Source organism: Nocardia jiangsuensis, from assembly GCF_042650385.1.
Classification (GTDB): Bacteria; Actinomycetota; Actinomycetes; order Mycobacteriales; family Mycobacteriaceae; genus Nocardia; species Nocardia jiangsuensis.
Genome location: NZ_JBHSAX010000003.1, coordinates 250,685 through 272,514 on the forward strand (window position 1 = coordinate 250,685; position 21,830 = coordinate 272,514).

A 21,830-nucleotide genomic window follows, 5' to 3' on the forward strand; every position below is an offset into this window, starting at 1 on the left:
TATTACGCGGTATTATCCTTATAGAGTGCACTTCGAGTGGTGGCCCGGGGCCTACGCCCTTCTTGCCGATGCCGACGTCGAGCCCTGGGAGGCCATCGAGGTCCTGTACTCCGCTCGGCGGCGGCCGCGGCCTGCCAGGACCGCCGAGGGGTTGCCGGTGCTCACCGTGTGGGGACGCACCGACAGCGATCGGCCACTGGTCGTCGTTCTCCGCCAGCTGGCGGAGGGGCAGTGGCAGATCATCCGGGCCGTCGAGATGACGCCCGCCTACATCAGAGTTTTCGAGGAATGGGAGGCTCAGCAATGAGTTCCTACAGCGACGATATCTTCACAGGTGACCCCGACGCGGTGCTCGGCTCGCTGACCTTCGAAGACGGTGCCTCCACCCCGGCGCTGCCTCCGACAGCGCAGGAGGCCGAGCGGGGCATGGTGACCCGCTCGCTGAAGATGCCCCCCGCGATGGACGCCGCGATCAAGAGCGCCTCCGCCGACCGGGGCATCACCCCGTCGGCTCTGATCCGCGAACTCATCGCCGCGGGCCTGGCCCAGGGAGCCAACCCCGGCCGGCTGGTGCCGATCGACGCGGTGATCGAGGCCGTAACGAACCTGCCTGTCCAGAACCTGAAGTCCGCCTGAACGAGCACACGAAAACGTGCACGACAGACCGACGCTGCGGCTTGACCGCGGACTGTGGCAGCGCCGCGGCAATCCGGGTACAGCGCCCGGCGGTGTTCTGCTGGAATGGATCTCGTGCAAGGGTGGTGGCGCGCCGAGGGTCAGGCGACCGAGCCCGCGGTGCCGGGGCATGACCGTAGAATGATCCACGCGGGGACGGATCCGTGCCGCGGGGAAGCGGGGGAGGCCGAGATCATGTCCGAGCAGGTCGTGCGGGTCCTGATGCCCGATCATCCCGACCTGGCGGGCCAGCTCGGGCGCGCCGCCTGCTTCGGCGCGATGCTGCGCTGCGCCAACGACGCCGACGCCGCCGCTCCCGGCATCGAGCCCTGGCGGTTACCGCCTCAGCTCATCGCTCCGGAGCTGGAGCGGGCGTTGGATGCGATCGTGGTCCCGGACCGGTACCTGGAGGTCGGCTCCGATGCGCCCGCCGAGGTCACGCTGACCCACGACGGGCGCGTCCGGATCGGGCAGCACGGTGTCGATGTCAGCGACTTGTGCGCATCAGCGCGGGGTCGGCCGGGGAAAGGTGAAAGTACTGCCAGGTTTGGGGCACCACGAAGGTCGGGGTTCGTGCAGGCAGGTCGGTACCTGCTGGCGCTCGAGCATGGCCTCGCCAAATCCCTCGGCGACGCTCACGAGGAAGAACAGCACCGCTGCTACAGCGAGAGCCACCGACCCGTAGACCAGGACACTGGCCCAGAATTTCACCTGGTAGACCAGTGCTTGAGTGCGTCTCAACAACTCCTGTGGTGCACCGAGTTCGCCAGGGGTTGTCCCGACGGTCCGGGCGAACACATTCGACGCGCCTTGTCCCACTTGACGGGGATAGGCGAGCAGCCGATTCGCGCTCGCACCCACCCCGCCGACGGAATGCGCCACCCCGTTGAGGGTGACCAGGACGACGCGCACGAGCGGTCCCAGCGCCACAGCCCCACCGAAAAGCACGGCGAACAGCATCTGGCCGGTCATGTTCCCGGCCGCGGCGATGTGCCGGATGAAGAAGCCCGCGACCGTGCCCGCCAGAGCCGTCCACACGAACACCGCGGATTGGGTGAATGCCCCGGTCAACACCAGGCTCTTCACTTCCCCGCGTAGCGCGGTGTTGACCGTGCTCAAGGTCTTGCCGACCGTATCGGCTGACTGCAACTCGGGAACCAGGTCGTGCAGGGGCCGACCCACCAAGTCCCCGTCCGGCACCTCGGTATGCAGCCAGTGCGCCACGTCCTGGGCGGATGCGGCGATCATGGCCCACAGGATGGCGCGCTCGACCTCGGAATCGGACAGATCATGGCGTCCGGTGGCCAGCGCTTGCCGATACCGGTTGGCGGCTGATCGCACCTCGGTCCGGTTCACCATGGTTTGCTCCGCTCATCCGTCGAGTCGACTCACCGCTCATCGGGCGCCTCGGCACCGGGAGGGACCGAGCTCTGACCCTGCCGCGTACCCACCCGACCGAGATCGCAACGTCAAGACTGAGTACCGCCGCGCATGACCTTCGCGCACGAGTACCGGGCTACTCGATCGAGAGCTGCGACGAGCAAGTCAGCTCGCTCCACCGGCGCTGCCGGGCCGGAACCGCCGCAGCGCTGATTTTGCGCCGGAGGGCCTGGCCCGGGAAGAGCTGTCGAGGCATCACCGAAAGGACCGGCGCACCCATCCTTACGGTGCCCCGCACCGGTGCCACCCTGCGCGCTGGTTGACCGCCGAGACCACCCGGCCCTGCAGCCCCACCGAGACTGCTTCCCGCGCCGGGGCCGGGAGGGTTCCCAGCCGAGATCGGCGAGGGTGCGGGCCAGTGCCACATCCCGGTGATCCATCAACCGATTGACAGAAAACTGCAACACGTGTCACCGTGTCCGGGGCCACTCGGCCCGACGCGTGACGCGGAGGTACCCCATGGGTTTTCGTACGCCCGACCTGCCGGTCGTCGACCTGGAGAGCTGGCGCGCGGGGACCAGGGCTGAGCGCATCCGGCCCATGGCGCGGCACTGGGCCGAGGTGGGGTTCGGAACGCCGGTGCTGCTGCACCTGTTCTACGTCGGGAAGATCCTGGCGTACCTGCTCGCGCTGTATCTGATCGCGCTGTCGACGGCGGGAATCGACGGCCCGATCGCACAGTGGTGGACCGAGCCGATCGTGTTCCAGAAGGTGGTGCTGTTCACGCTGCTGTTCGAGGTGGTCGGGCTCGGCTGCGGGTTCGGGCCGCTGAACAATCGGTACAACCCGCCGATGGGGTCGATCCTGTACTGGCTGCGGCCGCGCACGATCCGGCTGCCGCCGTGGCCGAAGGCGATCCCGTTGACGAAGGGCACCGCGCGGACACCGCTGGACGTCGCGCTGTACGCGGCGCTGCTGATCGCGCTGGTGATCGCGCTGGCAGCCGATGGGACGCGGGCGAACCCGGGGTACGGCGTCGGACTGCTTCCGGTGTGGCAGATCGCGCTGATCCTGGGCCTGCTCGCGGTGCTCGGGCTGCGCGACAAGGTGATCTTCCTGGCGGCGCGCGGCGAGGTGTACGGAACTCTCACCGTCGCCTTCCTCTTCAGCGGCGCCGAGCTGATCGTGGCCGCGAAGCTGGTGTTCGTGGTGATCTGGATGGGTGCGGCCACCTCGAAGCTGAACAAGCACTTCCCGTTCGTGGTGGCGACCATGATGTCGAACAGCCCGATGGTCAGGTCCAAGCGGCTCAAGCGGTCGTTCTTCGAGGACTTCCCGGACGACCTGCGCCCCGGCAGGCGGGCGCGGTTCTTCGCGCACGGCGGGACGGCGGTGGAGCTGCTGGTGCCGGTGGTGCTGTTCTGCGCGACCGGAAGCTGGCTCACCGCGGTGGCGGCCGCGATCATGGTGACCTTCCACCTGGTGATTCTCACGGCGATCCCGATGGGGGTGCCGCTGGAGTGGAACGTGTTCATGATCATCGGGATCGTGATGCTGTTCGTCGGCAACGCCGGGGTCGGGCTCGGCGATCTCGAGCACCCGGCGGTACTGCTGCTCCCCGCGGTGAGCGCGGCGGTGGTGATCACGGGGAATCTGTTCCCGCGTCGCATCTCGTTCCTGCCCGGCATGCGGTACTACGCCGGGAACTGGGATACGACGGTGTGGTGCATCAAGCCGTCGGGGTCGGCGAAGATCGGTGAGCACGTGGTCGCCATCGCCTCGATGCCGCAGGCGCAGTTGGAGAAGTTCTACGGCGAGGGGAGGGCGGAGATCCTGCAGTACCTCGGCTACGCCTTCCGTGCCATGAACACGCACGGCCGCGCGCTCTTCACCCTGGTGCACCGGGCCATGCCGGAGGGGCGCGAGGGCGAGTACGTGATCACCGACGGCGAGCGGATCTGCAGCACCGCGCTCGGCTGGAACTTCGGCGACGGGCACATGCACAGCGAGCAGCTCATCGCCGCGCTGCAGGAGCGCTGCGGCTTCGAACCGGGCGAGGTCAGGGTGGTGCTGCTGGACGCGCAGCCGATCCAGCGGCAGACCCAGGCGTATCGGCTGGTCGACGCCGCCACCGGTGAGTTCGAGCGCGGCGAGGTCAGCGTGGCCGACATGGTGACGCGCCAGCCCTGGCAGGACGACGTTCCCGTCACCGTGACGTTCAGCAGCTGACGGCGGCCCGCTCCGCGATCCGGACGGCCGCCGCGGTCATGAGGTCGAGCCCGCCCGCGTGCACGGGCAGGTGCGCGCCCGCGCCGGTGAGCTCCAGCCCGACGGTCACCTCGTCGGTGCCCTCCCCGCCCGGCTCGATCCGGACCTCGTCGGCCACCCGGAAGCCGGGGGAGTAGGCGGCGACCCGGCTCGCCGCCTCCCGCACCGCGGCGGCGACGGCGCCGCGGCCGCGGCGGTCGAGCTCGCCGACAGCGGCACGCAGCGTGGCGACGGTGGCGCGGGGCGGGTCGGTGCGGTCCAGGCTGAGCGAGGCGCGGGCGCGCAGCGCGCCGCCGACGGTGGTCAGCGCGTGCGCGGTGGTGTCGGTGAGCGCGGCTATCCGATCCCTGGTCATGGCCTTCGCCGGGGTTCCGGCCACCACGGCGGCGGCCGCGGCCTCCAGCACCGGGGTGACGGTGGCGATGGCGGCGACGAGCGGGACGGTGGCCTGGGCGCTGCCGGTGAGGACGTTGATGTTCCTGGCGCAGACGTGCGCGTCCAGATTCACCCCTGGCACCACGTGCGCGCCGAGCGCGGACTGGGTGAGGTGCACGATCCGCTTGCCGTGCTCGGCCAGCGCGGTGACGTTGGCGCGGTGCGCCCCGGCGGTGGTGGCGTCGAAGACCAGCGCGATATCGGCGAAGTGCGGCATGGCGAGCAGCCCGGCCAGCCCGCGTGCGGAGGTGGGGACGCCCAGTTCGGCGGCCTGCACGAGTCCGGGGGAGTCGGGGTCGATGCCGATCAGCGCGGCCATCTCCAGGGTCGGGGCCCCGCGCAGCACCTTCATCATCAGATCCGTCCCGACGGGGCCGGAGCCGATGACGGCGACCTTGATCGGCTGCATGGGGTTTGTTCCTCCGGGACGCCTCGAACGTAAGGTGAACCTAAGCTGCTCCGGCGCCGGGCGGAAGGATACTGCCGGACAGGGAATTGATGAAACCGGCCATTCGGTTGCGGGAAAGTCGCTAGGGTGCGATTCATGCCGACCGGAGGACCGCGGCCGTACCGGGCGACCGAGGACATCGCACCCGAGATCCCGCGCGCCGGGCTCGGGATCGCCATTATCGTCGAGTTCGCACTGGAGCGCGGGCTTTCTCCCGCCGCGGTGCTCGACGGCACCGGCGTGCGCACCCCGGAGCTGCTCGGCCCTGATTCGGTGGTCTCGGCGAAGCAGGAGCTCACGGCGCTGCGCAACCTGGCGGCCGGGCTGGACAACCCGCCCGCGCTCGGCCTCGCGCTCGGCCGCTACTACGGAGTGAGCACGCTCGGGGTGTACGGCTACGCCTGCCTGACGGGTGCGACGGTGGGCGCGGCGCTGCGGGTCGCGGTGGAGTTCTGGGAGCTCAGCTACGCCTTCGGCGGGGCCAGGATCGAGGAGGATGCCGAGCTGCTGCGGGTGCACTACCTGGACCACGGCCTTCCCGAGGATCTGCGCCCGCTCGTCATCGAGCGCGACCTGCTCGCCGGCTTCTCGGTGATCGCGGAGATGGCGGGCGCCGCCGAGCTGCCGAGCGAGGTGCGGCTCTCCTATCCTCAACCAGCGCACGCCGCCGCGCTGCAGCGGCTCATGGGCCGCCCGCTCCGCTTCGACCAGCCGGGCAGCTCGGTCGACTTCCCGGTCTCGGTGCTCGACCGGCCGCTGCCGCACGCCGATGCCGAGACGCACGCCCGCTGCGTGGAGCAGTGCCGCGCGCTGCTGGCCCGGCGTCGCGACCCGTACGCGGCCGTGCTGGCGCGCGAGCTCCGATCCCGGTTGAGCGGGCCCGGCGGCGGCGCGCCCGCGTTCGAGGATCTGGCGGCGCGGGCCGGCGTCAGCCCGCGCACACTGCGCCGCAGGCTGGCCGCGGCGGGGACCAGCTTCCGGATGCTGCTGGATCAGGCCAGGCACGCCACGGCCGACCGGCTGCTCGCCGAGACAACGGACTCGGTGGAGGAGATCGCGGTGCGGCTCGGCTACGCGGAGGCGGCCAGCTTCATCCACGCCTACAAGCGGTGGACCGGCACCACCCCGGCGCGGCGCCGGGCGGAGTTCGCCGCCCGGCGGCACCGGCTGCGCTGAGCCTCACCAGTGGGTGCCTGCCAGCCCCCAGGAGTCGAGCTCGGTGGCGATCGCCTTGCGCAGCTGCTCGGCGTCGCCGAAGTGGTCCGGGTCGATGCCGAAGAAGGTGAGCGTGATCTTGTCGTCGTACTCGACTGCCCACGCGGCGATGGCCGGGCCCTGCCTGCGCCGCTCGGCGGCGGACTGCCCCTGCATGATGGCGCGGATGGCGAAGGACTCGGCGCGCTGCCCGCCGATCTCGAGTGCGCTGTCCGGCGCGGCGCCGAGGTTGGAGACGGTGGTGTCCGGGCCGGGGACCGCGCGCATGAGCTTGCGGATGACCGCCTTGGGCAGCAGCCGGACCACCGGCTGCAGGTTCTCGGTGAGCGTGTCGTCGCGGGTGCGGTACTCGATGAAGGCCTGCTTGCTCAGCGCGCGGATCTCGGCGAGCCCGGCGTCGGGGCCGATCTCGCCCGGCACCCGGATCCAGACGCCGCCGGAGGCGTTGGCGCGGTCGTCGCCGTCCTCCCGGTTGCTCACGGCGATGCAGACCTTGAGCAGCCCGTCGGAGGCGATCGGGTAGCCGGAACGGCGGACGAGGCCGCCGAGCAGCGCGGTGAACAGGGTGGCTCCGGTGCCGCCCGCCGCGGTCGCTGCCGCGGTCCAGGCGTGCCGGTCGACGTCGACGATGGCGAGGGTGGAGCCGGACTCGCCGGTTCCCGAGCGCGGCGCGGCCTTCGCGGCGGCGGGCTTCGCCCCGGGCTCGGCGGCCCTGCGCTGCCGCCACAGCTCGGTGCCGATCACCCGCGCGGACGACGCGGCCTCGGCGAGCGCGGTGCGCGAATCCTTCAGGTCGGCGCGGACTCTCGGCCAGCCGCGCACCTGGTCCTCGGTGGGCAGGCCGCTCATGGAGGTGCCCGCGTGCGCGGCGGCGAAGGCCTTGTAGAGGCCCTGGCCATCGGTCACCATGTGCGAGATCAGCAGGGAGAGCACGAATTTCCCGGACACGGTGTGGGTGCCGACCAGCTGCCAGCCGCGCCCGGCGGCGGGGTCGAGGTCGGCGGTGCGCAGGGTGCGGTCGGCCCAGGCGCCGATCTCGCCGTCCGGCACCGGCTCCGGTTCGATGCGCAGCACCGGCGGGTGCGGCGAGCGCACCCAGCGGTGCCTGGCGAAGGGAACCACCGCGGGAACCACCTTGCGGCTCAGTAGCCCGGCGGCCAGCTGATCCCCGAATCGGGCCAGCGCGGCGGGATCGGGCTCGGCGGGGAAGATCCAGGCGTACTGGATCGGCGCGGCCATCCCGAAAAGCCGTTCGGCGAGGAGGTATGACTCGTCTGCTCCGGCAACACGGTCCATTCCCGCAGGGTAGTGGCTCTGCGGCGGGAGCGCATCTCGGCCGGTCGAGCCCGGATCGGGGCGCTTCACCACAGCACGCGGGGCACGCCCCAGCGGTCGAGTTCGGCCCCGAGCAGGGTGCGCAGGGTGCTGCCTGGGAAGTGTTGCTCGTCGAATGCCGCGACCGAGAAGGTGATCGAGCCGCCGATCCGGAGCAGCCAGGACTGCACCCCGTCGCCGAAGCGGTAGGGCAGCGCCGGGTCGACGCCCTGGGCGGTGCCGCGGAAGGCGACGGCGCTGGCGGTCACGTCGCCGACCCGGGCCAGCTCGGCGGGGAAGTCGCCCAGGTTCGAGGCGACGGCGTCCGGCATGCCGGAGCCGGAGCTCACCGCTCTGACGACGGCCTTCGTGGGCAGCAGCCCGAGCAGCGGGGTGAGATGCACCAGGGGCGTGCGGTTTCCGGCGGCGAGCCGGGTGAAGGCATCCTTGCACGCGCGGCGCAGCGCGGTGAGGTCGTCACCGGGCGCGGGGTCGCCTGCCAGCGGCACCGAGACGCCCGCGGTGGCGTTGCCACCCTCGTCGCCGTCGGTGCGGGTGCTCACCGGAATGCCGAGTTTGAGCATGCCGGTGTAGCCCGCGGCGCGCAGCGCTCCGGCGAGTACCGCGACGAAGAGCGTGTTCGGGGTACCGCCGTGCGCGCGGGCGGCCTTCTCCCACGCCTCGGCGGCCACCGTGACGGTGGTCCAGGCGGGACGGGCCAGCGGGGCTCGCTCGTGCGCGGGTGTCCTGGTGCGGGTGATCTCCGGTGCGGCGGAGCGGGTCCGGGTGGCGGCGGCGGCCGCGCGGGCGACGCCGCGACCGGCGGCGCCGAGCACGCCGATGCCGTCGACGGTGTCGGCGAGCCCGCGTGGCTCCGGTCGGCGGGCGAGCGGGTCGGCGGCAGTTCCGGCCAGCGCGTCGAGCGCGGCGGTGACCATGGTGCGGCCGTCGGCGACCAGGTGCAGGGTGGTCAGCGAGAGCGCGTAGCCGCCGTCGTCGAGCCGGGTGCCGCGCAGCCGCCAGGTTGGGCCGCGCTCGGGATCGAGCGGGGCGCTGTCGAGTTCGGCTCCGGCCCAGGTCTCGACGGTGCCTGCGGGGATGGCGCCGGGGTCGGTGTGCAGTACGGCCGGGTGCGGTTCGTGCTGCCAGCGCGGCCGCGCCAGCGGGGTGCGCGGGACGGTGATGCGGCGGGAGAGCACGCCGTCGGCGAGCCCCTGAGCGAAGTCGCGAAGCGCTCGATCGGCGGGCGGGCGCGGGAAGCGCCAGACCAGCTGCAGCACCACCGACCAGCCGAATGCCTCGCGGACGAACCAGTAGGTGCTGTCCTCCGGTTGCATCCGGGCCGCGCGGAGCGTCCTCATGCGTCCGCCCCCGCTGTCGTACGGTGCAGGCTGGCCTCGAGGGCGTCCGCGCAGCGGGTGCGCGCCTCGTCGGGGCCGAGCAGCCGGGCCCCGAGCGCCCTGGCGCCCGCCGCGGTCTCCGCGGCGAGGACGGTGCGCAGCTTGTCGATCAGGATCTCGGTGGTGAGCCCCTTGGCCCTGGTCGAGGCGCCCGCGCCGAACCGTTCGCACACCGACCCCCAGAACGGCTGGTCCGAGCCGATCCAGGCGATCAGGCTCGGCACGCCCGCGCGCAGCGCGGCCGCCGTTGTCCCGGCCCCGCCGTGGTGCAGCACGGCTCGGCAACGCGGAAAGATCAGTTCGTGGTCGACGCTGCCGATCGCGCGAACCGTCTCGGTCTCGGGCACCGGGAGGTCGTGCCAGCCGCCGCTGATCAGCGCCCTGACCCCGAAGTGCGCGCAGGCGGCGGTGACCGCGGCGACCGTGGCCGCCGGGTCGGCGATCGGCATGCTGCCGAAGCCGACGTAGAGCGGCGGGTCGCCGCGCTCGATCCAGGCAAGCAGCTCGGGGCCGGTGTCGGCGCCGATCCGGGCGCGCTGCTCGGCGGCCAGGTCGAGGAAGCCGGTGAACGGGCGGTGCGTGCCCGCCCATTCCCGGACCAGCTCGGGGCAGAGCGCGGGGTCGTAGACCTGGATCTCCGCGGTCGCGCGCGGGGAGCGCGGCGCGCGGCCGGGTGCGCCGAGGGAGCGGCGCAGGGCGTTCTGCCGGTTGCGGGTCAGCGCCCACATGGCGGTCTCGGCGGCCCACCAGCCCGCGGCCTTCGCGGGGCCGGGCAGGGCGGGGGAGACCCCGGGGACCGGGAAGGTGCTGCGGTTGGGTCGGATGGGGGCGTGCTGGAGCAGGACGCCGGGCACGCCGCGGGCGGCGGCGTAGGCCAGCCCGATCTGCTCGGTGACGAAGCCGGTGACGATGGCGTCCGCGCCGTCGGCGAGGGTGCCCATGTCCCTGACCCCCTGCGCCCAGCCCAGGTCGCGCACCTCGGCGAGGGCGCGCAGCCGCTGCCGCGGCCCGCCGCCGCGCAGCGCGGCCTGCACCGGCTCGGACTTCATGTGCGCCCTGGTGTCGTAGCCGAAGGGGCGCGCGTCCAGCCCGGCCGCGGCGGCGAACTCGACGAGGTTGGGCGGGACCCCGAGCACCACGTCGTGCCCGCGCCGCTGCAGCTCCGCACCGGCCACCACGGCGGGCTGGACGTCGCCCCGGGTCCCGTTGAATGCGAGCAGAAACTTCACCGGATCTCCCTGCTGTCGGATCGACCGCACTGTAGGTGGTATTCGTTGCGGACGCTCGGGTTGGTTGGGCGGATGTGATCGGCGCCATGCGGGCCGCCGAGGACCTCGGAAACCGGAGATTCGCGCTGCCTCCCGGCCGGTATGGGTCGCTGTGAGAAGGAGCACCGGGATCCGTTCCCGCCGCGCTGCGCTGTCGGGCCCGTGGTTAGGCTGACGGTTCTTCCGTCCCGGTTCCGAGGTGCCAGGAGGGCCTTCGATGACTTTCGTGCTCGCGTTCTCCGGGAGCCGGGGCGATGTGCAGCCCGCGGTGGCGCTCGGCGTCGCGCTGGCGGGCGCGGGCCACGCGGTGCGGCTCGCGGTCCCGCCCAACCTGGTCGAGTTCGGCCGCGGCGCCGGGCTGGACACGCACCCCTACGGCGCCGACACCGGCGAGCTGCTCGGCTCGGAACTGGTGCGGCGGCAACTCAAATCGGCGAATCCGCGCACCCGGCTGCGGGCGATCGCTGAGCTCACGCTGCGCGACGGCAGGCGGACGCAGCGCGAGCTGGCCGAGCTCGCCACGGGCGCCGATGTGCTGATCGGCGGCAGTGCCGGGCAGGAGCGGGCGCTGAACGTCGCCACCGCGCTCGGCATCCCATACCTACCGGTCCACTACTGCCCGCTGCGCCGCAACGGCGTGGTCTCGCTGCTGCCCGTTGACGGGCTGCCACCGGCGGTACACCGAGCCGGCTGGGCCGCGTTGGAACAGCTGCTGTGGCTGGGCATTCGTGGCGCCGAGCTGACGCTGGCGGCGGATCTCGGGCTGCCCCCGCCGGTCGGCCCCGCGGCGAGCCGGATCGCCGGTGTCCCGGAGATCCAGGCCTACGACCCGCTGCTCTTCCCCGGGCTCGCCGAGGAGTGGGGCCCGGCCCGGCCGCTCACCGGCTTCCTCGGCCTCGCTCCCGAGACCCGCGCGCTCGTCGACCCCGCCACCGACGACGACGGCCTCGACGCCTGGCTCGCCGCAGGCCCCCCGCCGCTCTACGTCGGCTTCGGCAGCATGACCGTCGCCGACCCGGCGGAACTGGCCGGCACGCTGGCCAGGGTCACCGCCGAGCTCGGACTGCGCGTGCTGGTGGCCGCCGGCTGGGGCGGGCTCGACGGCACCGGGTTCGCGGCGCACGGCGACCGGATCCGGGTGGTGCGCAGCGTCGACCACGCCGTCGTGCTTCCCCGCTGCGTCGCGCTGGTGCACCACGGCGGCGCCGGGACGGTCGCCGCCGGGCTGCGCGCCGGACGTCCGGCGCTGATCTGCTGGCACGGCGCCGACCAGCCGCTCTGGGGCCGCAGGCTGCGCGCGCTCGGGGCCGGGACGGCCATCCCGGTCGCCGGGCTGACGCCGGAGCGGCTACAGTCCGCGCTCGTCGATGTGCTGCGCCCGGAGCGGGCGGCGGCCGCGGCGCGCGCGGCGGCGGCGCTGATCCCGCCCGCCGCGGCTGCGGAGCGGGCGGTGCGGATCGCCGAACGGGTGGCCGAGGTGGCCACCCGCCGATCGAGAGGGGATGCGGTGCAGGCGGGCACGCTGTCGGTGGTCGTACCGGCGTACAACGAGGAGGAGGTGATCGGCGAGTGTCTCGACCGGCTCACCGCCCAGCTCGGGGCGATCACCGAGATCGTGGTGGTCGACAACAACTCGACCGACAAGACCGCCGACATCGTGCGCGGCTACGCGGAGCGCTTCCCGCAGGTCGTGCTGGTGCGCGAGGAGCGGCAGGGGCTGGTGCACGCGCGTAACCGCGGGCTGGACGCCGCGCACGGCGCGCTGCGCGCCCGGATCGACGCCGACACCAGGATCCCGGAGCACTGGGCCGCCACCGTGGTCGAGTTCTTCGCCGCGGACACCGCCGGGCACTGGGCCGCGGCCTGCGGGCGCGGCGAGGCGTACGGCCTGCCCTACGGCGACCGGGTCGGCCGGGCCAAGAAGCGGCTGCGCGAACGCGATCCGGACGGCGTGAAGCAGGTGCCGGTGCTCTACGGCTCGAACATGATCCTGCGCGCCGAGACCTGGGCTGCCATCCGGGGCTCGGTCGCCATGCGCCGCGACGTCTTCGAGGACGTCGACATGGGGCTCTGCGTCACCGAGATCGGCGGCCGCAACGCCTTCCTGAACAACCTGACCGTCGGCGTCGCGGCGCGCCGGATGGAGACCGGGATCCCGGCCTTCGTCCGGTACATGGCCTGCCTGCCGCGCACCCTGCTGCTGCACCGGCGCTGGGGGCTCGCGGCCGGTGCGGTGCTCGTCTACGTGCCGTCCATCGTGGTCCTGCACGCGGCGCGGCTGCTGCTCATCCGCGCCTACGATCGCCGCACCGGCACCTACGGGCTGCGGAACATGCTGCGCCGTGCCGAGAAACACGCTGACCGGCCCGCCCCCTGATCAGGCCTTGCGCATGTAGACGCGCACGGTGAGCGGGGCCATCACCGCGAGCACCAGCACGGCGCCGAGCAGCGAGGTCGCGATCTCGCTGCTCGCCCGCCCGGTGTCGGCCAGCGTGCGCACCGCCGAGACCAGGTGCGAGACCGGGTTCACGTGCGCGAAGGCCTGCATCCAGCCGGGCATGGTGTCCACCGGGACCAGCGCGTTGGAGACGAAGGTCAGCGGCATCAGCACCAGCATCGAGACCCCCTGCACCGTCGACGGCTTGTCCATCAGGACACCCATCAGCGCGAAGATCCAGCTCAGCGCGAAGGCCACCACCATCACCAGCAGGCAGGCGACCAGCAGCCCGGCCAGGCTGGCCGGGCGGTACCCCATCAGCAGCCCGACCGAGACCGTCATCGCCGTGGCCACCGCGTAGCGCACCATGTCGGCGAGCAGCGAGCCGGCCAGCGGCGCGATCCGCGCGATGGGCAGCGAGCGGAACCGGTCGAAGACGCCCTTGTTCATGTCCTCGCGCAGCTTCACCCCGGTGCCGACCGAGGCCGCTATCGTGACCTGCACCAGCACGCCGGGGATCAGCGTCGGCAGGTAGCCGGTCACCGTTCCGGCGATGGCACCGCCGAAGATGCTGGAGAACATGACCGTGAAGACCACGGGCAGTGCGATGACGTCGAAGAGCTCCTGCGGATTGTGCCGGATCTTGAGCAGCCCGCGGCGCGCCATGACCAGTGCGTGGTCGATGGAGGCGCGCAGCGAGATGCGGTTGGAGACGACGGGCCGGAGCCGGACGCTCGCCGGTGCGAGCGGTGCCGCGGTCACACCGGCTCCGCGACGGCCGGGCGCCTGCTGCCGGTGATGGCGAAGAAGACTTCGTCCAGACTCGGCTTGGCCAGCGCCACCTCGAGCACCTCGACGTCGCTGTCGCGCAGCGCGATCAACAGCTCCGGGAGCCGGGCATTGTCGATGGCGGGTACCGCCAGCCTGCCCTCGCCCGCGGAGACCGCGGCGGTGTCGCCGAGGAAACGGTGCACCACCCCGATGGCGACGGTGAGGTCGGGGTCGGGCACCCGCAGCGTGAGGGTGGCGGTGCCGATGCCGGCCTTGAGCTCGTCGGCGGTGCCGTCGGCGACCAGCCGGCCGTGGTCGATGACCACGATCCGGTCGGCGAGTTCGTCGGCCTCGTCCAGATACTGCGTCGTCAGCAAGACGGTGGTTCCCTCTCGTACCAGATCGCGGACGGTCTGCCACATCTGCGCGCGGGTCCGGGGATCGAGTCCGGTTGTCGGCTCGTCCAGGAAGAGCAGCGGTGGCCGGGCGACCAGGCTGGCGGCCAGGTCGAGGCGGCGCCGCATGCCGCCCGAGAAGTGCTTGAGCGCGCGGTTTCCCGCCTCGGTGAGCCCGAATTCGTCGAGCAGCTCGTCGGCGCGGTGCTGTGCCTCGCGGCCGGAGCGGCCGAGGAGCCTGCCGAAGATGGCGAGGTTCTCCCGCGCGGTCAGCTCCTCGTCCACCGAGGCGTACTGCCCGGTGAGGCCGATCAGCGAGCGCACCGCGGTGGCCTCGCGCACCACGTCGTAGCCGAAGACCGCCGCGCGCCCGGCATCCGGCCGCGTCAGCGTCGCGATCATCCGGACCATGGTGGTCTTGCCCGCCCCGTTGGGGCCGAGCACCGCGCAGACACTTCCGGACGGGACCGTCAGGTCGATACCGTCCACGGCCCGGAAAGCGCCGAAGGATTTGGACAGCCCCGTTGTTTCGATGGCGGGAACCGGGCCCCCGGACATGATTACCCCCTGCTCGCTCGAGTGTCGGAATTAAAGTACAGCATTGCTCTAAATCGCTTGCGACACTGCGAAGCGCTGCGCCAGCATATGGTCCGCAATGGGCTGGAGCAATGTGATGAGCAATCCGTGATTCGATACGCTCCCCGCCATGGATGGGTGAAACCGCGCGTTCACACAAAAGAAATTTTCGAGCGGTCGCCGATAGCCAGTTCGATCGGCCCCGAAACCCTTACCAGGCAGTATGTCCGAAAATATTGATGGTGATGAAGGCCACTCGGGGTCGGTGAGAGGGTTCCCGGGTGGTCCCCCTACGCTGACAACGGTGTGCGGATCAGGTTTCGGTGCAGGGGCCGCAGAGTAGCGATTTTCGAAACGCAGGCTTTTTACGTACATTCTCGTCGTCGTCAGCATGCGGTCAGCAAAATGAATGGGGCGTCTTCCAGATGGAATTCACAGAGCTTGCCGACTACCCGCTGCCCGCGGGCACCCTCACCGAATGGGTGCCCGCCGTGCCGGGTGATCCGTGGCGTCCGGACAACCGGCCGCTGAGCTGGATCCACGAGGAGCACTGCGCCCGAAGACAGGCCGATTCCGGCCCCGGTTCGTGGCTCGGCACCATCTTCGAGATCCCGGATCGCTACGACGAGCAGGCGCTGCGGGAGACGCTCCGGCGCTGGATCGCCCGGCACGAGACCTTCCGGACCACGGTGCGGCCCGGCACCGAGGGCGCCCCGCGCTGGAACCGGTTCGGCGTCCGCGCCGACGAAGTCGACGTCGCGCCGCGCCACGTCGGCGCGCTGCGCACCGGAACCCGCGTCTACCAGCACATCACCGACTTCTTCGAGGCCAGGCTGGCACCGACGCGCTGGCCGCACTGCCTGCTCGCCACCGTCACCGATCCGGTGCCCGCCCGCCCCGGTGGCGGCTTCCTGCTGGTCTTCGGCGCCGACCACTCGGTCATGGACGCGTACTCGATGATGCTGGCCATCAGCGAGATCCAGCGCCTCTACCGCGAGGTGCGCACCGGCGAGCCCGCCGCGCTGCCCGAGGTCGGCAGCTGCGTGGACTACGGCGGCATCGAGCGCGGCTACGGCGACGAGCTGACCCCCGCGCACCCGGCGGTGCGCGGCTGGCAGCAGTTCCTGCGCCGCTGCGGCGATCGCTTCCCCGGCTTCCCGCTCGACATCGTCTCCCCGCGCAGGCCGACCCCGGGCAGGCACCAGAGCGGCCTCTCGGCCTGGTCGCTGACGGCCGAGAAGGCCGCCGCGTTCGAGCAGCGCTGCCGGGCCGCGGGCCACTCCGTGCAGACCGGCGTGCTGGCCACGGTCGCGGCGGCCATGCGCACGCTGGCCGGCACCGACACCCTCGACTTCGCCATGCCCATGCACACCAGGCACCAGCCGGGCGACGTGCACGCCATGGGGTGGTACGTCGGGCTGGCGCCGGTGCGGATCGAGAGCGGGGGCGCCGACGGCTTCGACGCCGTGCTCGACCGGGCCGCCACCGCCGTGCGCACGGCCCGCCCGCTGGCCCGCTACCCGTACCCCCGGGTCGCGCACCTGCTCGGGAATCCGTCGGTGCCGCGCTTCGTCGTCTCCTACCTGGATGTGCGCGCGGTCCCGGACGCCGCCGAGTGGCGCCGCTGGGCGGTGCGTCCGCTGCGCAGCGGCGAGACCTCCGACGACGAGGTGTACTTCTGGATCGCGCGCTCGCCGGACGGCCTCGCCATCTCGGCGCGCTTCCCGAGCAACGAGGTCGCGGCCGCCAACGTGCACCGGTTCATCAACACCGTCTCCCAGCTGCTCGGCACCGTCGCCACCACCGGTGAGCTGCCGGTCTCCGCCATGGCGGTGCACGGGTGATCATCACCGCCCTCGCCAACTGGAACCCGCCCGCGGGCAGCGTGCTCGAATGGCATCCCGCCGGTCCGCCGCAGGCCGAGCCCGACCCGGGGCGCGCCTCTTTCCTCCAGGAGAACCACGTGCGCGGGGTGGCGGCCGGACAGCGGGCCGGCCGCGAGCACCACGCCTACCTGGCCACCGCCACCGAGGTGGCGGGTGAGCTGGACGCCGCGGCCATGAGCCGCGCGGTGGAGCGCTTCACCCTGCGGCACGCCGGGCTGCGCACCTGGCTCGAGGTGGACGACGGCGCCGTCACCCGGATGCGGGTGCCGGAGAGCGCGGTCGCCTTCGAAGCCCGTCCGGCCGGTGAGACCGAGGGCGGTGCGGCGTTCCGGAAGTACGCCCTCGCCCGCTTCTCCCGCGAGGCGATCGTGACCTCGTACCCCGGCTTCGTGGTCGGCGCGGTGCGCAGGCCGGGATCGTTCACGCTGTACTACGGCTGCGATCACGCGCTCAGCGACGGCATCTCGCAGGCGCTGGTGCTGCCCGAGCTGCTCGAGCTGTACCGGGCCGAGGCCACCGGGGCCGCGCTCGGCCCGTTCACCAGTGCCACGGCAGGCGGTTTCCCGGAGTACGCCGCGGCCGAGCACGCGCTGGCCGCGGAGTTCGGCCCGGAGAGCCGGGAGATCGCCGAATGGCTGGAGATCGTGCGGCGCAACGACGGCGCGCTGCCCAGCTGCCCGGTCGATCTCGGGCTCGCCCCCGGCGAGACCGCGCCGATGCGGCCGATCGAGTTCGACCTGCTCGACGCCGACGGCACCGCCGCCTTCGAGGCCGTGTGCAAGGCCGAGGGCGTGCGCTTCATCGCCGGGGTACTCGCCGCGGTGGCCGTTGCCGACCTGGAGATCGCGGGGAAGCCGGACTACTACGGCATGATCGTCACCAGCACCAGGGACCGCGGCGACTACCTGCTGTCGCAGGGCTGGTTCTGCAATTTCGCGCCGGTCGCCTTCCCGGTGCGCTCGGCCGCCACCTTCCGGGACCTGCTGGCGCACGCGCACGCCGGCTACGAGCGCGCGCTGCGCCTGGCGGCGGCGCCGGTGCAATCGGTGATCACCGCGCTGCTCATGTCCGGCGCCGACCCGGCCAAGGTGGCGGCGAGCCCGAACATGCTCTCCTACATCGACTTCCGCCGCTTTCCCGGTGCGGGCAGCTCGGAGTACGAGAACGGCATGCTCTTCACCGGCGAGGGTGCCACCGGCAATGCCTCGCTCTGGATCAACCGCGACCGACGCCACCTCTACCTCGGCTGCCAGAGCCCGGGCACCGCGGCCGCCCAGGCGGCGCTCGCGCCCTACCACGCGCGGCTGCGCGAGATCTTCGCCGAGGTGGCCGGGGCCGGTGATCGTGCGATCCGCCCGCGGGAGGTGATCGGTGCGGGTCACCACCGCTGACCGCTTCGCCCCCGCGCCGGGCATCTTCGTCGAGTACCGCCCGGAGTCCGGGCCGGGGGAGCCCTCGCCGGTCCCGCCGTCGTTCAACCAGGCGGTGCACCTGGCCGGGGGCGGGAACATCTGGCTCGCCGCGGTTTTCGACGTGCCCGGCCCGGTCGACCACGCGCGGCTCGCCGCCGCCTACCGCGCGCTGATCACCAGGCACGGCACGCTGCGCAGCTCCTTCGCGCCGGGCCCGGTACGGCTGCGGCACCCCGTGCCCGCGGTCATGCACCGGCTGCCCGGCGTCCCGGTGGCGGCGCTGCCCGCGCTGCTCGACGAGCGCTGCGGCGCCTTCGGGCACCCGTCCTACCTGCTCGGCGTGATCGACCGGCCGGACGTCGCCACGGTGCTCTGCGCCTTCGACCACGCCCACGTGGACGGCTACTCCATCGCGCTCGTCATCGACGACCTGCGCCGCCTCTACAGCGGCGAAACCCTGCCGCCCACCGGCGATTTCGTAGACCATTGCGCCGAACAGGCGCGCCTCGCGGTCGCGCCGGACGACCCGCGGCTGCGCGGGTGGCGTTCCTTCTTCGGCCCCGGCGGGGTCCGGCCGCCGGAGTTCCCGCTCGACCTCGGCGTCGCGCCCGGCGAGACCGCACCGCAGTCGGTCGAGCTGCGCATGCTGCTCGACGGCGCGGGCGCCGAACGATTCGACGAGTGGTGCCGCGAACTCGGTGCCCGTCCATTCGCCGGGGCGCTCGCGGCGCTGGCGCATGCCACGCACGCCTGCGGCGGCCCGGACCGGCTGCGCCTGGTCTTCCCCATGCACACCAGGCACGACGAGCGCTGGCGCGCCGCACTCGGCTGGTTCACCACCAATGTGCCGGTCGAGATCCCGGCCCTGCCCGACCCCGCCGCGGCCACCCGCGAAGCCGCCACCGCCGTGCGCGCCGCCATCGCGCTCGGCACCCTGCCGCTCGGGGCCGTGCTTCCGCATCTCGGCGGGCTCGCGCTGCGCCGCGGCGACATCTTCATGGTCTCCTGGATCGACTACCGCACGCTGCCCGGCGCCGCGCACCACGACGCCATCGGCGCCAGGCACATCTCCGCGGTCGGCCGCGCCGACGACGCCCAGTTCTGGTTCTCGCGCACCGATTCCGGGCTCGCACTGCGTATCCGCCACCCGGACACCGCCACCGCAGGCGCCACCATCGCCCGCCTCACCGACCAGCTCGCCGAGGCTCTCACCGGACGAACGCGCCTGCTCACCCGCACCTGAACGAATTCGGTTCTTCGATAGAGCGACCCTCAGGAACTCCTGATCCCCGACCCGGCGCGGTGCGCGGAATCTGTTCTGATCTCGCCTCGTCGCCGGAAGTGACGACAATGGCTTCATGGTCGAACTCGTGCTGGTCCGGGGCGATATCACCGAGCAGGATGTGGACGCGGTGGTGAACGCGGCGAATTCGTCACTGCTCGGTGGCGGGGGCGTCGACGGGGCCATTCACCGCAGGGGTGGTCCGGCGATCCTGTCCGCGTGCCGGGACCTGCGGGCGTCGCACTACGGAAAGGGGCTGCCGACCGGTCAGGCCGTCGCGACGACCGGCGGGAATCTGCCCGCGCGATGGGTGATCCACACGGTCGGGCCGGTGTGGTCGGCGCAGGACGACCGATCGGAGCTGCTGGCCTCCTGCTACCGCGAGTCACTGCGGGTGGCGGACGAGCTGGGTGCGCGAACGGTCGCGTTCCCCGCCATCTCCACCGGGATCTACGGTTGGCCCATCGACGACGGTGCCCGCATCGCGATCGAGACCGTTCGGGCCGCAGGCACCACGGTGCGGGAGGTGCGTTTCGTCCTGTTCGGCTCTGCGGCCCATGACGCCTTCGCCGCTGCGGTGTGATGTCGGGAAATTTCCGCGCTCGGTGCGATCAGTCGAGCGTTACTTCGGGTTCCTGGAGCGCGAGCAGGGCGGCCAGTTCGGTGGTGGCGTCGGCGAGCACCGCGTGCTCGGCGCGGATGGCACCGTCCTCCTGGATGCGCGGCGCGAAACTGTAGACGGTGTCGTGCGAGGTGCGCCCCAGCCGCTCGACGATCCGCTCGAACAGCTCCTCCTGCATGTCGAAGCCCTCGGTCGGGTGGTCGGCGTCGACCAGGAACTGATTGTCCGGGAAGGTCAGGAGATCGGTGATCCCCATATCGATCCACTCCTGTCCGGCCAGCGTTTCGGGCCGGAACAGGTGGACGCCGGAGAAGAGCGGGTCGATGTCGATCTTCTGTCCCAGTCCGGGCCGGAAACAGTAGATCTTGCCGTAGGCGGTCCGGAAGATCGGAATCTGATCGCCGGCGTACTCGGCGGGAAGCTCGACGCTCGCCAGCCAGGCCTCCACGATCGGCTGCCAGCGGTGCGGATCGCAGGCCCACAGCAGCCCGTCCCCGAACCCGCCGAACCCGAGCTCCCGCCACAGGTCGAACACGAGCTCGGGGAGCCGCCCCGCGTACTCGGCGAAGTAGCTCGCCGGCACCGGGATCGGGTCCATCGGGTCACCGTGCCTGGACAGCAGGTCGAGCAGTTCGATGCGCACCGCCCGCATCCTGCCAGTCACTCCGCCCGCAGCGCGCCCCTGGCCGCCATGAGCGCGAACCCGAGCAGGTTCGACCCCGGCCAGCTCCCGGGATCGTCGGAGCGCGGATCGTCACCCGCGAGCCCGATACCTCACACCCGGTCCACCGGACTCGCCTCCACCAGCACCCGCTCCCCGGTGCCGAGCAGATAGTCCCGCAACTCCGGGTGCGCCCCGAACTTGGCGGTGCTGCCCGCAATTACGACGGCGTACCGGTGTTCGGCCCACACCGCGTCATCGAACCCGGGCACCGTGCGCCCCAGGTCCTCGGCCTGTTTGGGATGCCCGGCGGCGAGCACCCGCGCGGCCACCTCGTCGGCGCCGAAAAGCGTTGCCTTGCGCCACATCATGTAGTGCTCGGCGGTAGCGAAGGACAACCCCTCCACCTCGAACGCGGCCGGCCACCACTGGCTCAGGCAACTCGCCCCGACAGTCCCGTCGGCCCGCGGCCGATGACCCCAGAACTTCAGGTACTTCACCCGCTCACCGGCCGCGACGGCGGCGGTCAGCTCCTGCACCGATCGCATCCGAGCAGTGTGCCGCCCGCACCCACCGCTGTCACTCGATATTGACGCGCCCGACCCGATTCCCGGCCGCCACCTCCAGGTACGCCCCCAGCTCCGCTCGAAGAACCTGCTCCAGCGCCTGCGCGAAGGTGCTCTGCACGACGCTCATGCCCAGCTCGCGCAGGTGCTCGAGCAGCGCGGTGGTCGCCGCGATCTCGGCGGCGGAGTCGGGCAGCCACCCCGGCCCGTGCTGGGCGACGATCTGCTCCTCGGCGGTGGTGATCATGAGCCGCGCGATCTCCTCGACCTTGGGCATCATGGCGGCGAAGACGTCGATGAGGCGGTGCAGGTCGAAGCCGTAGCGGTGCAGGGCGGCGAAGGTGTCCAGGAGTTCGGGGCGGGTGAACTCGACCAGGTCGTCGTCGATCCGGGCGAGGCCGAGCTCGGAGAGTCGGTGCAGGTCGTGGTCGGCGACCGGGCGGTCGTCGTCACCGCCGAGGAAGGCGTGCACGAGCTCGCGCGGCACCGTCACCGGGTCGCCCGCCTTGCCCCAGGTGGCGGTGACGGCGTGCTGCAGGCCGAGGATCTCGGTGAGATCCTTGCCGGTCTCCCAGCTCGTGATGAAATCGGCGATGTGCCCGGTGGTGAAGCCGCGCTGCAGCAGCGCGTCGATGATCTTGAGCCGGGCCAGGTGCGAGTCGTCGTAGATGAGCGCACGCCCGCTGCGCCTGGCGGGGGTGGGCAGCAGGCCGCGCTCCTGGTACGCGCGCACATTGCGGGAGGTGGTGCCCGCGGCCCTGGCGAGATCGTCGATGCGGTACTCCGCCATCGCCCGCCGTCCTTCCGTCGCCCCGCTAC

General features: G+C 72.0%; 19 protein-coding genes. 9 read left to right on the top strand and 10 right to left on the bottom strand.

Annotated features, from left to right (window positions below):
- Positions 1 to 25 precede the first annotated feature (25 nt).
- Entirely contained in the window at positions 26 to 307 is a 282-nt protein-coding gene (locus tag ACFO0B_RS03080) for a hypothetical protein (RefSeq protein WP_378610732.1), read from the top strand.
- A complete protein-coding gene (locus tag ACFO0B_RS03085; RefSeq protein ID WP_378610733.1) occupies positions 304 to 636 on the top strand; it encodes a ribbon-helix-helix domain-containing protein in 333 nt (110 codons plus the stop codon). The genes ACFO0B_RS03080 and ACFO0B_RS03085 overlap by 4 nt, the downstream gene beginning before the upstream one ends.
- Positions 637 to 1,179: 543 nt before the next feature.
- Here ACFO0B_RS03085 and ACFO0B_RS03090 read toward each other — a convergent pair.
- Positions 1,180 to 2,034, bottom strand: coding sequence for a hypothetical protein (locus ACFO0B_RS03090; protein WP_378610734.1), 855 nt, complete (start codon positions 2,032 to 2,034; stop codon positions 1,180 to 1,182).
- 540 nt (positions 2,035 to 2,574) lie between these two features.
- On the opposite strand from ACFO0B_RS03090, the gene ACFO0B_RS03095 reads away from it, so the two are divergent.
- A complete protein-coding gene (locus ACFO0B_RS03095; RefSeq protein ID WP_378610735.1) occupies positions 2,575 to 4,284 on the top strand; it encodes a DUF3556 domain-containing protein in 1,710 nt (569 codons plus the stop codon).
- Here ACFO0B_RS03095 and ACFO0B_RS03100 read toward each other — a convergent pair.
- Complete coding sequence (locus ACFO0B_RS03100; protein WP_378610736.1) at positions 4,274 to 5,167, bottom strand: acetaldehyde dehydrogenase; 894 nt, start codon at positions 5,165 to 5,167, stop codon at positions 4,274 to 4,276. The genes ACFO0B_RS03095 and ACFO0B_RS03100 overlap by 11 nt on opposite strands.
- A gap of 135 nt (positions 5,168 to 5,302) precedes the next feature.
- Between ACFO0B_RS03100 and ACFO0B_RS03105 the strand changes: the two genes are divergently transcribed.
- Entirely contained in the window at positions 5,303 to 6,382 is a 1,080-nt protein-coding gene (locus tag ACFO0B_RS03105; protein ID WP_378610737.1) for an AraC family transcriptional regulator, read from the top strand.
- Between the two features lie 3 nt (positions 6,383 to 6,385).
- On the opposite strand, the gene ACFO0B_RS03110 is transcribed toward ACFO0B_RS03105, so the two are convergent.
- The 3 genes from ACFO0B_RS03110 to ACFO0B_RS03120 form a co-directional block, all read right to left on the bottom strand.
- Complete coding sequence (locus tag ACFO0B_RS03110; RefSeq protein WP_378610738.1) at positions 6,386 to 7,717, bottom strand: hypothetical protein; 1,332 nt, start codon at positions 7,715 to 7,717, stop codon at positions 6,386 to 6,388.
- A gap of 65 nt (positions 7,718 to 7,782) precedes the next feature.
- Positions 7,783 to 9,096, bottom strand: coding sequence for a hypothetical protein (locus tag ACFO0B_RS03115; protein WP_378610739.1), 1,314 nt, complete (start codon positions 9,094 to 9,096; stop codon positions 7,783 to 7,785).
- On the bottom strand, positions 9,093 to 10,364 hold the full coding sequence (locus ACFO0B_RS03120; RefSeq protein WP_378610740.1) for a glycosyltransferase: 1,272 nt from the start codon (positions 10,362 to 10,364) through the stop codon (positions 9,093 to 9,095). The genes ACFO0B_RS03115 and ACFO0B_RS03120 overlap by 4 nt, the downstream gene beginning before the upstream one ends.
- 256 nt (positions 10,365 to 10,620) lie before the next feature.
- Here ACFO0B_RS03120 and ACFO0B_RS03125 point away from each other — a divergent pair, with 256 nt between their 5' ends.
- On the top strand, positions 10,621 to 12,780 hold the full coding sequence (locus ACFO0B_RS03125) for a glycosyltransferase (RefSeq protein WP_378610741.1): 2,160 nt from the start codon (positions 10,621 to 10,623) through the stop codon (positions 12,778 to 12,780).
- Here the strand turns inward: ACFO0B_RS03125 and ACFO0B_RS03130 are convergent, their stop codons facing one another.
- Both ACFO0B_RS03130 and ACFO0B_RS03135 read right to left on the bottom strand, forming a co-directional pair.
- A complete protein-coding gene (locus tag ACFO0B_RS03130) occupies positions 12,781 to 13,506 on the bottom strand; it encodes an ABC transporter permease (RefSeq protein ID WP_378610865.1) in 726 nt (241 codons plus the stop codon).
- A 92-nt stretch (positions 13,507 to 13,598) separates the two neighbouring features.
- Positions 13,599 to 14,564, bottom strand: coding sequence for an ATP-binding cassette domain-containing protein (locus tag ACFO0B_RS03135; protein WP_378610742.1), 966 nt, complete (start codon positions 14,562 to 14,564; stop codon positions 13,599 to 13,601).
- Positions 14,565 to 15,007: 443 nt separating this feature from the next.
- Between ACFO0B_RS03135 and ACFO0B_RS03140 the strand changes: the two genes are divergently transcribed.
- The 4 genes from ACFO0B_RS03140 (at position 15,008) to ACFO0B_RS03155 (ending at position 19,745) form a co-directional block, all read left to right on the top strand.
- A complete protein-coding gene (locus ACFO0B_RS03140) occupies positions 15,008 to 16,426 on the top strand; it encodes a condensation domain-containing protein (protein ID WP_378610743.1) in 1,419 nt (472 codons plus the stop codon).
- Positions 16,423 to 17,859, top strand: a complete 1,437-nt coding sequence (locus ACFO0B_RS03145; protein WP_378610744.1) for a condensation domain-containing protein — start codon at positions 16,423 to 16,425, stop codon at positions 17,857 to 17,859. Before ACFO0B_RS03140 ends, ACFO0B_RS03145 begins: the two co-directional genes overlap by 4 nt.
- On the top strand, positions 17,840 to 19,123 hold the full coding sequence (locus ACFO0B_RS03150) for a peptide synthase (protein ID WP_378610745.1): 1,284 nt from the start codon (positions 17,840 to 17,842) through the stop codon (positions 19,121 to 19,123). The genes ACFO0B_RS03145 and ACFO0B_RS03150 overlap by 20 nt, the downstream gene beginning before the upstream one ends.
- A gap of 115 nt (positions 19,124 to 19,238) precedes the next feature.
- Positions 19,239 to 19,745 (top strand): O-acetyl-ADP-ribose deacetylase, encoded by a 507-nt coding sequence (locus ACFO0B_RS03155; protein ID WP_378610746.1) that lies wholly within the window; start codon positions 19,239 to 19,241, stop codon positions 19,743 to 19,745.
- Between the two features lie 28 nt (positions 19,746 to 19,773).
- On the opposite strand, the gene ACFO0B_RS03160 is transcribed toward ACFO0B_RS03155, so the two are convergent.
- The 3 genes from ACFO0B_RS03160 to ACFO0B_RS03170 all read right to left on the bottom strand — a co-directional run bounded on the left by ACFO0B_RS03160 (position 19,774) and on the right by ACFO0B_RS03170 (position 21,801).
- A complete protein-coding gene (locus ACFO0B_RS03160) occupies positions 19,774 to 20,427 on the bottom strand; it encodes a GAD-like domain-containing protein (protein ID WP_378610747.1) in 654 nt (217 codons plus the stop codon).
- A 131-nt stretch (positions 20,428 to 20,558) separates the two neighbouring features.
- Complete coding sequence (locus tag ACFO0B_RS03165; RefSeq protein ID WP_378610748.1) at positions 20,559 to 20,993, bottom strand: NADAR family protein; 435 nt, start codon at positions 20,991 to 20,993, stop codon at positions 20,559 to 20,561.
- A 31-nt stretch (positions 20,994 to 21,024) separates the two neighbouring features.
- Positions 21,025 to 21,801: a MerR family transcriptional regulator gene (locus tag ACFO0B_RS03170; RefSeq protein WP_378610749.1), complete on the bottom strand. Its 777-nt coding sequence runs from the start codon at positions 21,799 to 21,801 to the stop codon at positions 21,025 to 21,027.
- Positions 21,802 to 21,830: the final 29 nt, after the last annotated feature.

Bases quoted from the DNA above. Each gene is read 5' to 3' on its own strand.
- ACFO0B_RS03095 (WP_378610735.1), top strand. From the start codon at position 2,575: ATGGGTTTTCGTACGCCCGACCTGCCGGTCGTCGACCTGGAGAGCTGG.
- ACFO0B_RS03125 (WP_378610741.1), top strand. From the start codon at position 10,621: ATGACTTTCGTGCTCGCGTTCTCCGGGAGCCGGGGCGATGTGCAGCCC.
- ACFO0B_RS03105 (WP_378610737.1), top strand. From the start codon at position 5,303: ATGCCGACCGGAGGACCGCGGCCGTACCGGGCGACCGAGGACATCGCA.
- ACFO0B_RS03135 (WP_378610742.1), bottom strand. From the start codon at position 14,564: ATGTCCGGGGGCCCGGTTCCCGCCATCGAAACAACGGGGCTGTCCAAA.
- ACFO0B_RS03130 (WP_378610865.1), bottom strand. From the start codon at position 13,506: ATGGCGCGCCGCGGGCTGCTCAAGATCCGGCACAATCCGCAGGAGCTC.
- ACFO0B_RS03100 (WP_378610736.1), bottom strand. From the start codon at position 5,167: ATGCAGCCGATCAAGGTCGCCGTCATCGGCTCCGGCCCCGTCGGGACG.
- ACFO0B_RS03170 (WP_378610749.1), bottom strand. From the start codon at position 21,801: ATGGCGGAGTACCGCATCGACGATCTCGCCAGGGCCGCGGGCACCACC.
- ACFO0B_RS03155 (WP_378610746.1), top strand. From the start codon at position 19,239: ATGGTCGAACTCGTGCTGGTCCGGGGCGATATCACCGAGCAGGATGTG.
- ACFO0B_RS03115 (WP_378610739.1), bottom strand. From the start codon at position 9,096: ATGAGGACGCTCCGCGCGGCCCGGATGCAACCGGAGGACAGCACCTAC.
- ACFO0B_RS03085 (WP_378610733.1), top strand. From the start codon at position 304: ATGAGTTCCTACAGCGACGATATCTTCACAGGTGACCCCGACGCGGTG.
- ACFO0B_RS03110 (WP_378610738.1), bottom strand. From the start codon at position 7,717: ATGGACCGTGTTGCCGGAGCAGACGAGTCATACCTCCTCGCCGAACGG.
- ACFO0B_RS03140 (WP_378610743.1), top strand. From the start codon at position 15,008: ATGGAATTCACAGAGCTTGCCGACTACCCGCTGCCCGCGGGCACCCTC.
- ACFO0B_RS03165 (WP_378610748.1), bottom strand. From the start codon at position 20,993: ATGCGATCGGTGCAGGAGCTGACCGCCGCCGTCGCGGCCGGTGAGCGG.
- ACFO0B_RS03090 (WP_378610734.1), bottom strand. From the start codon at position 2,034: ATGGTGAACCGGACCGAGGTGCGATCAGCCGCCAACCGGTATCGGCAA.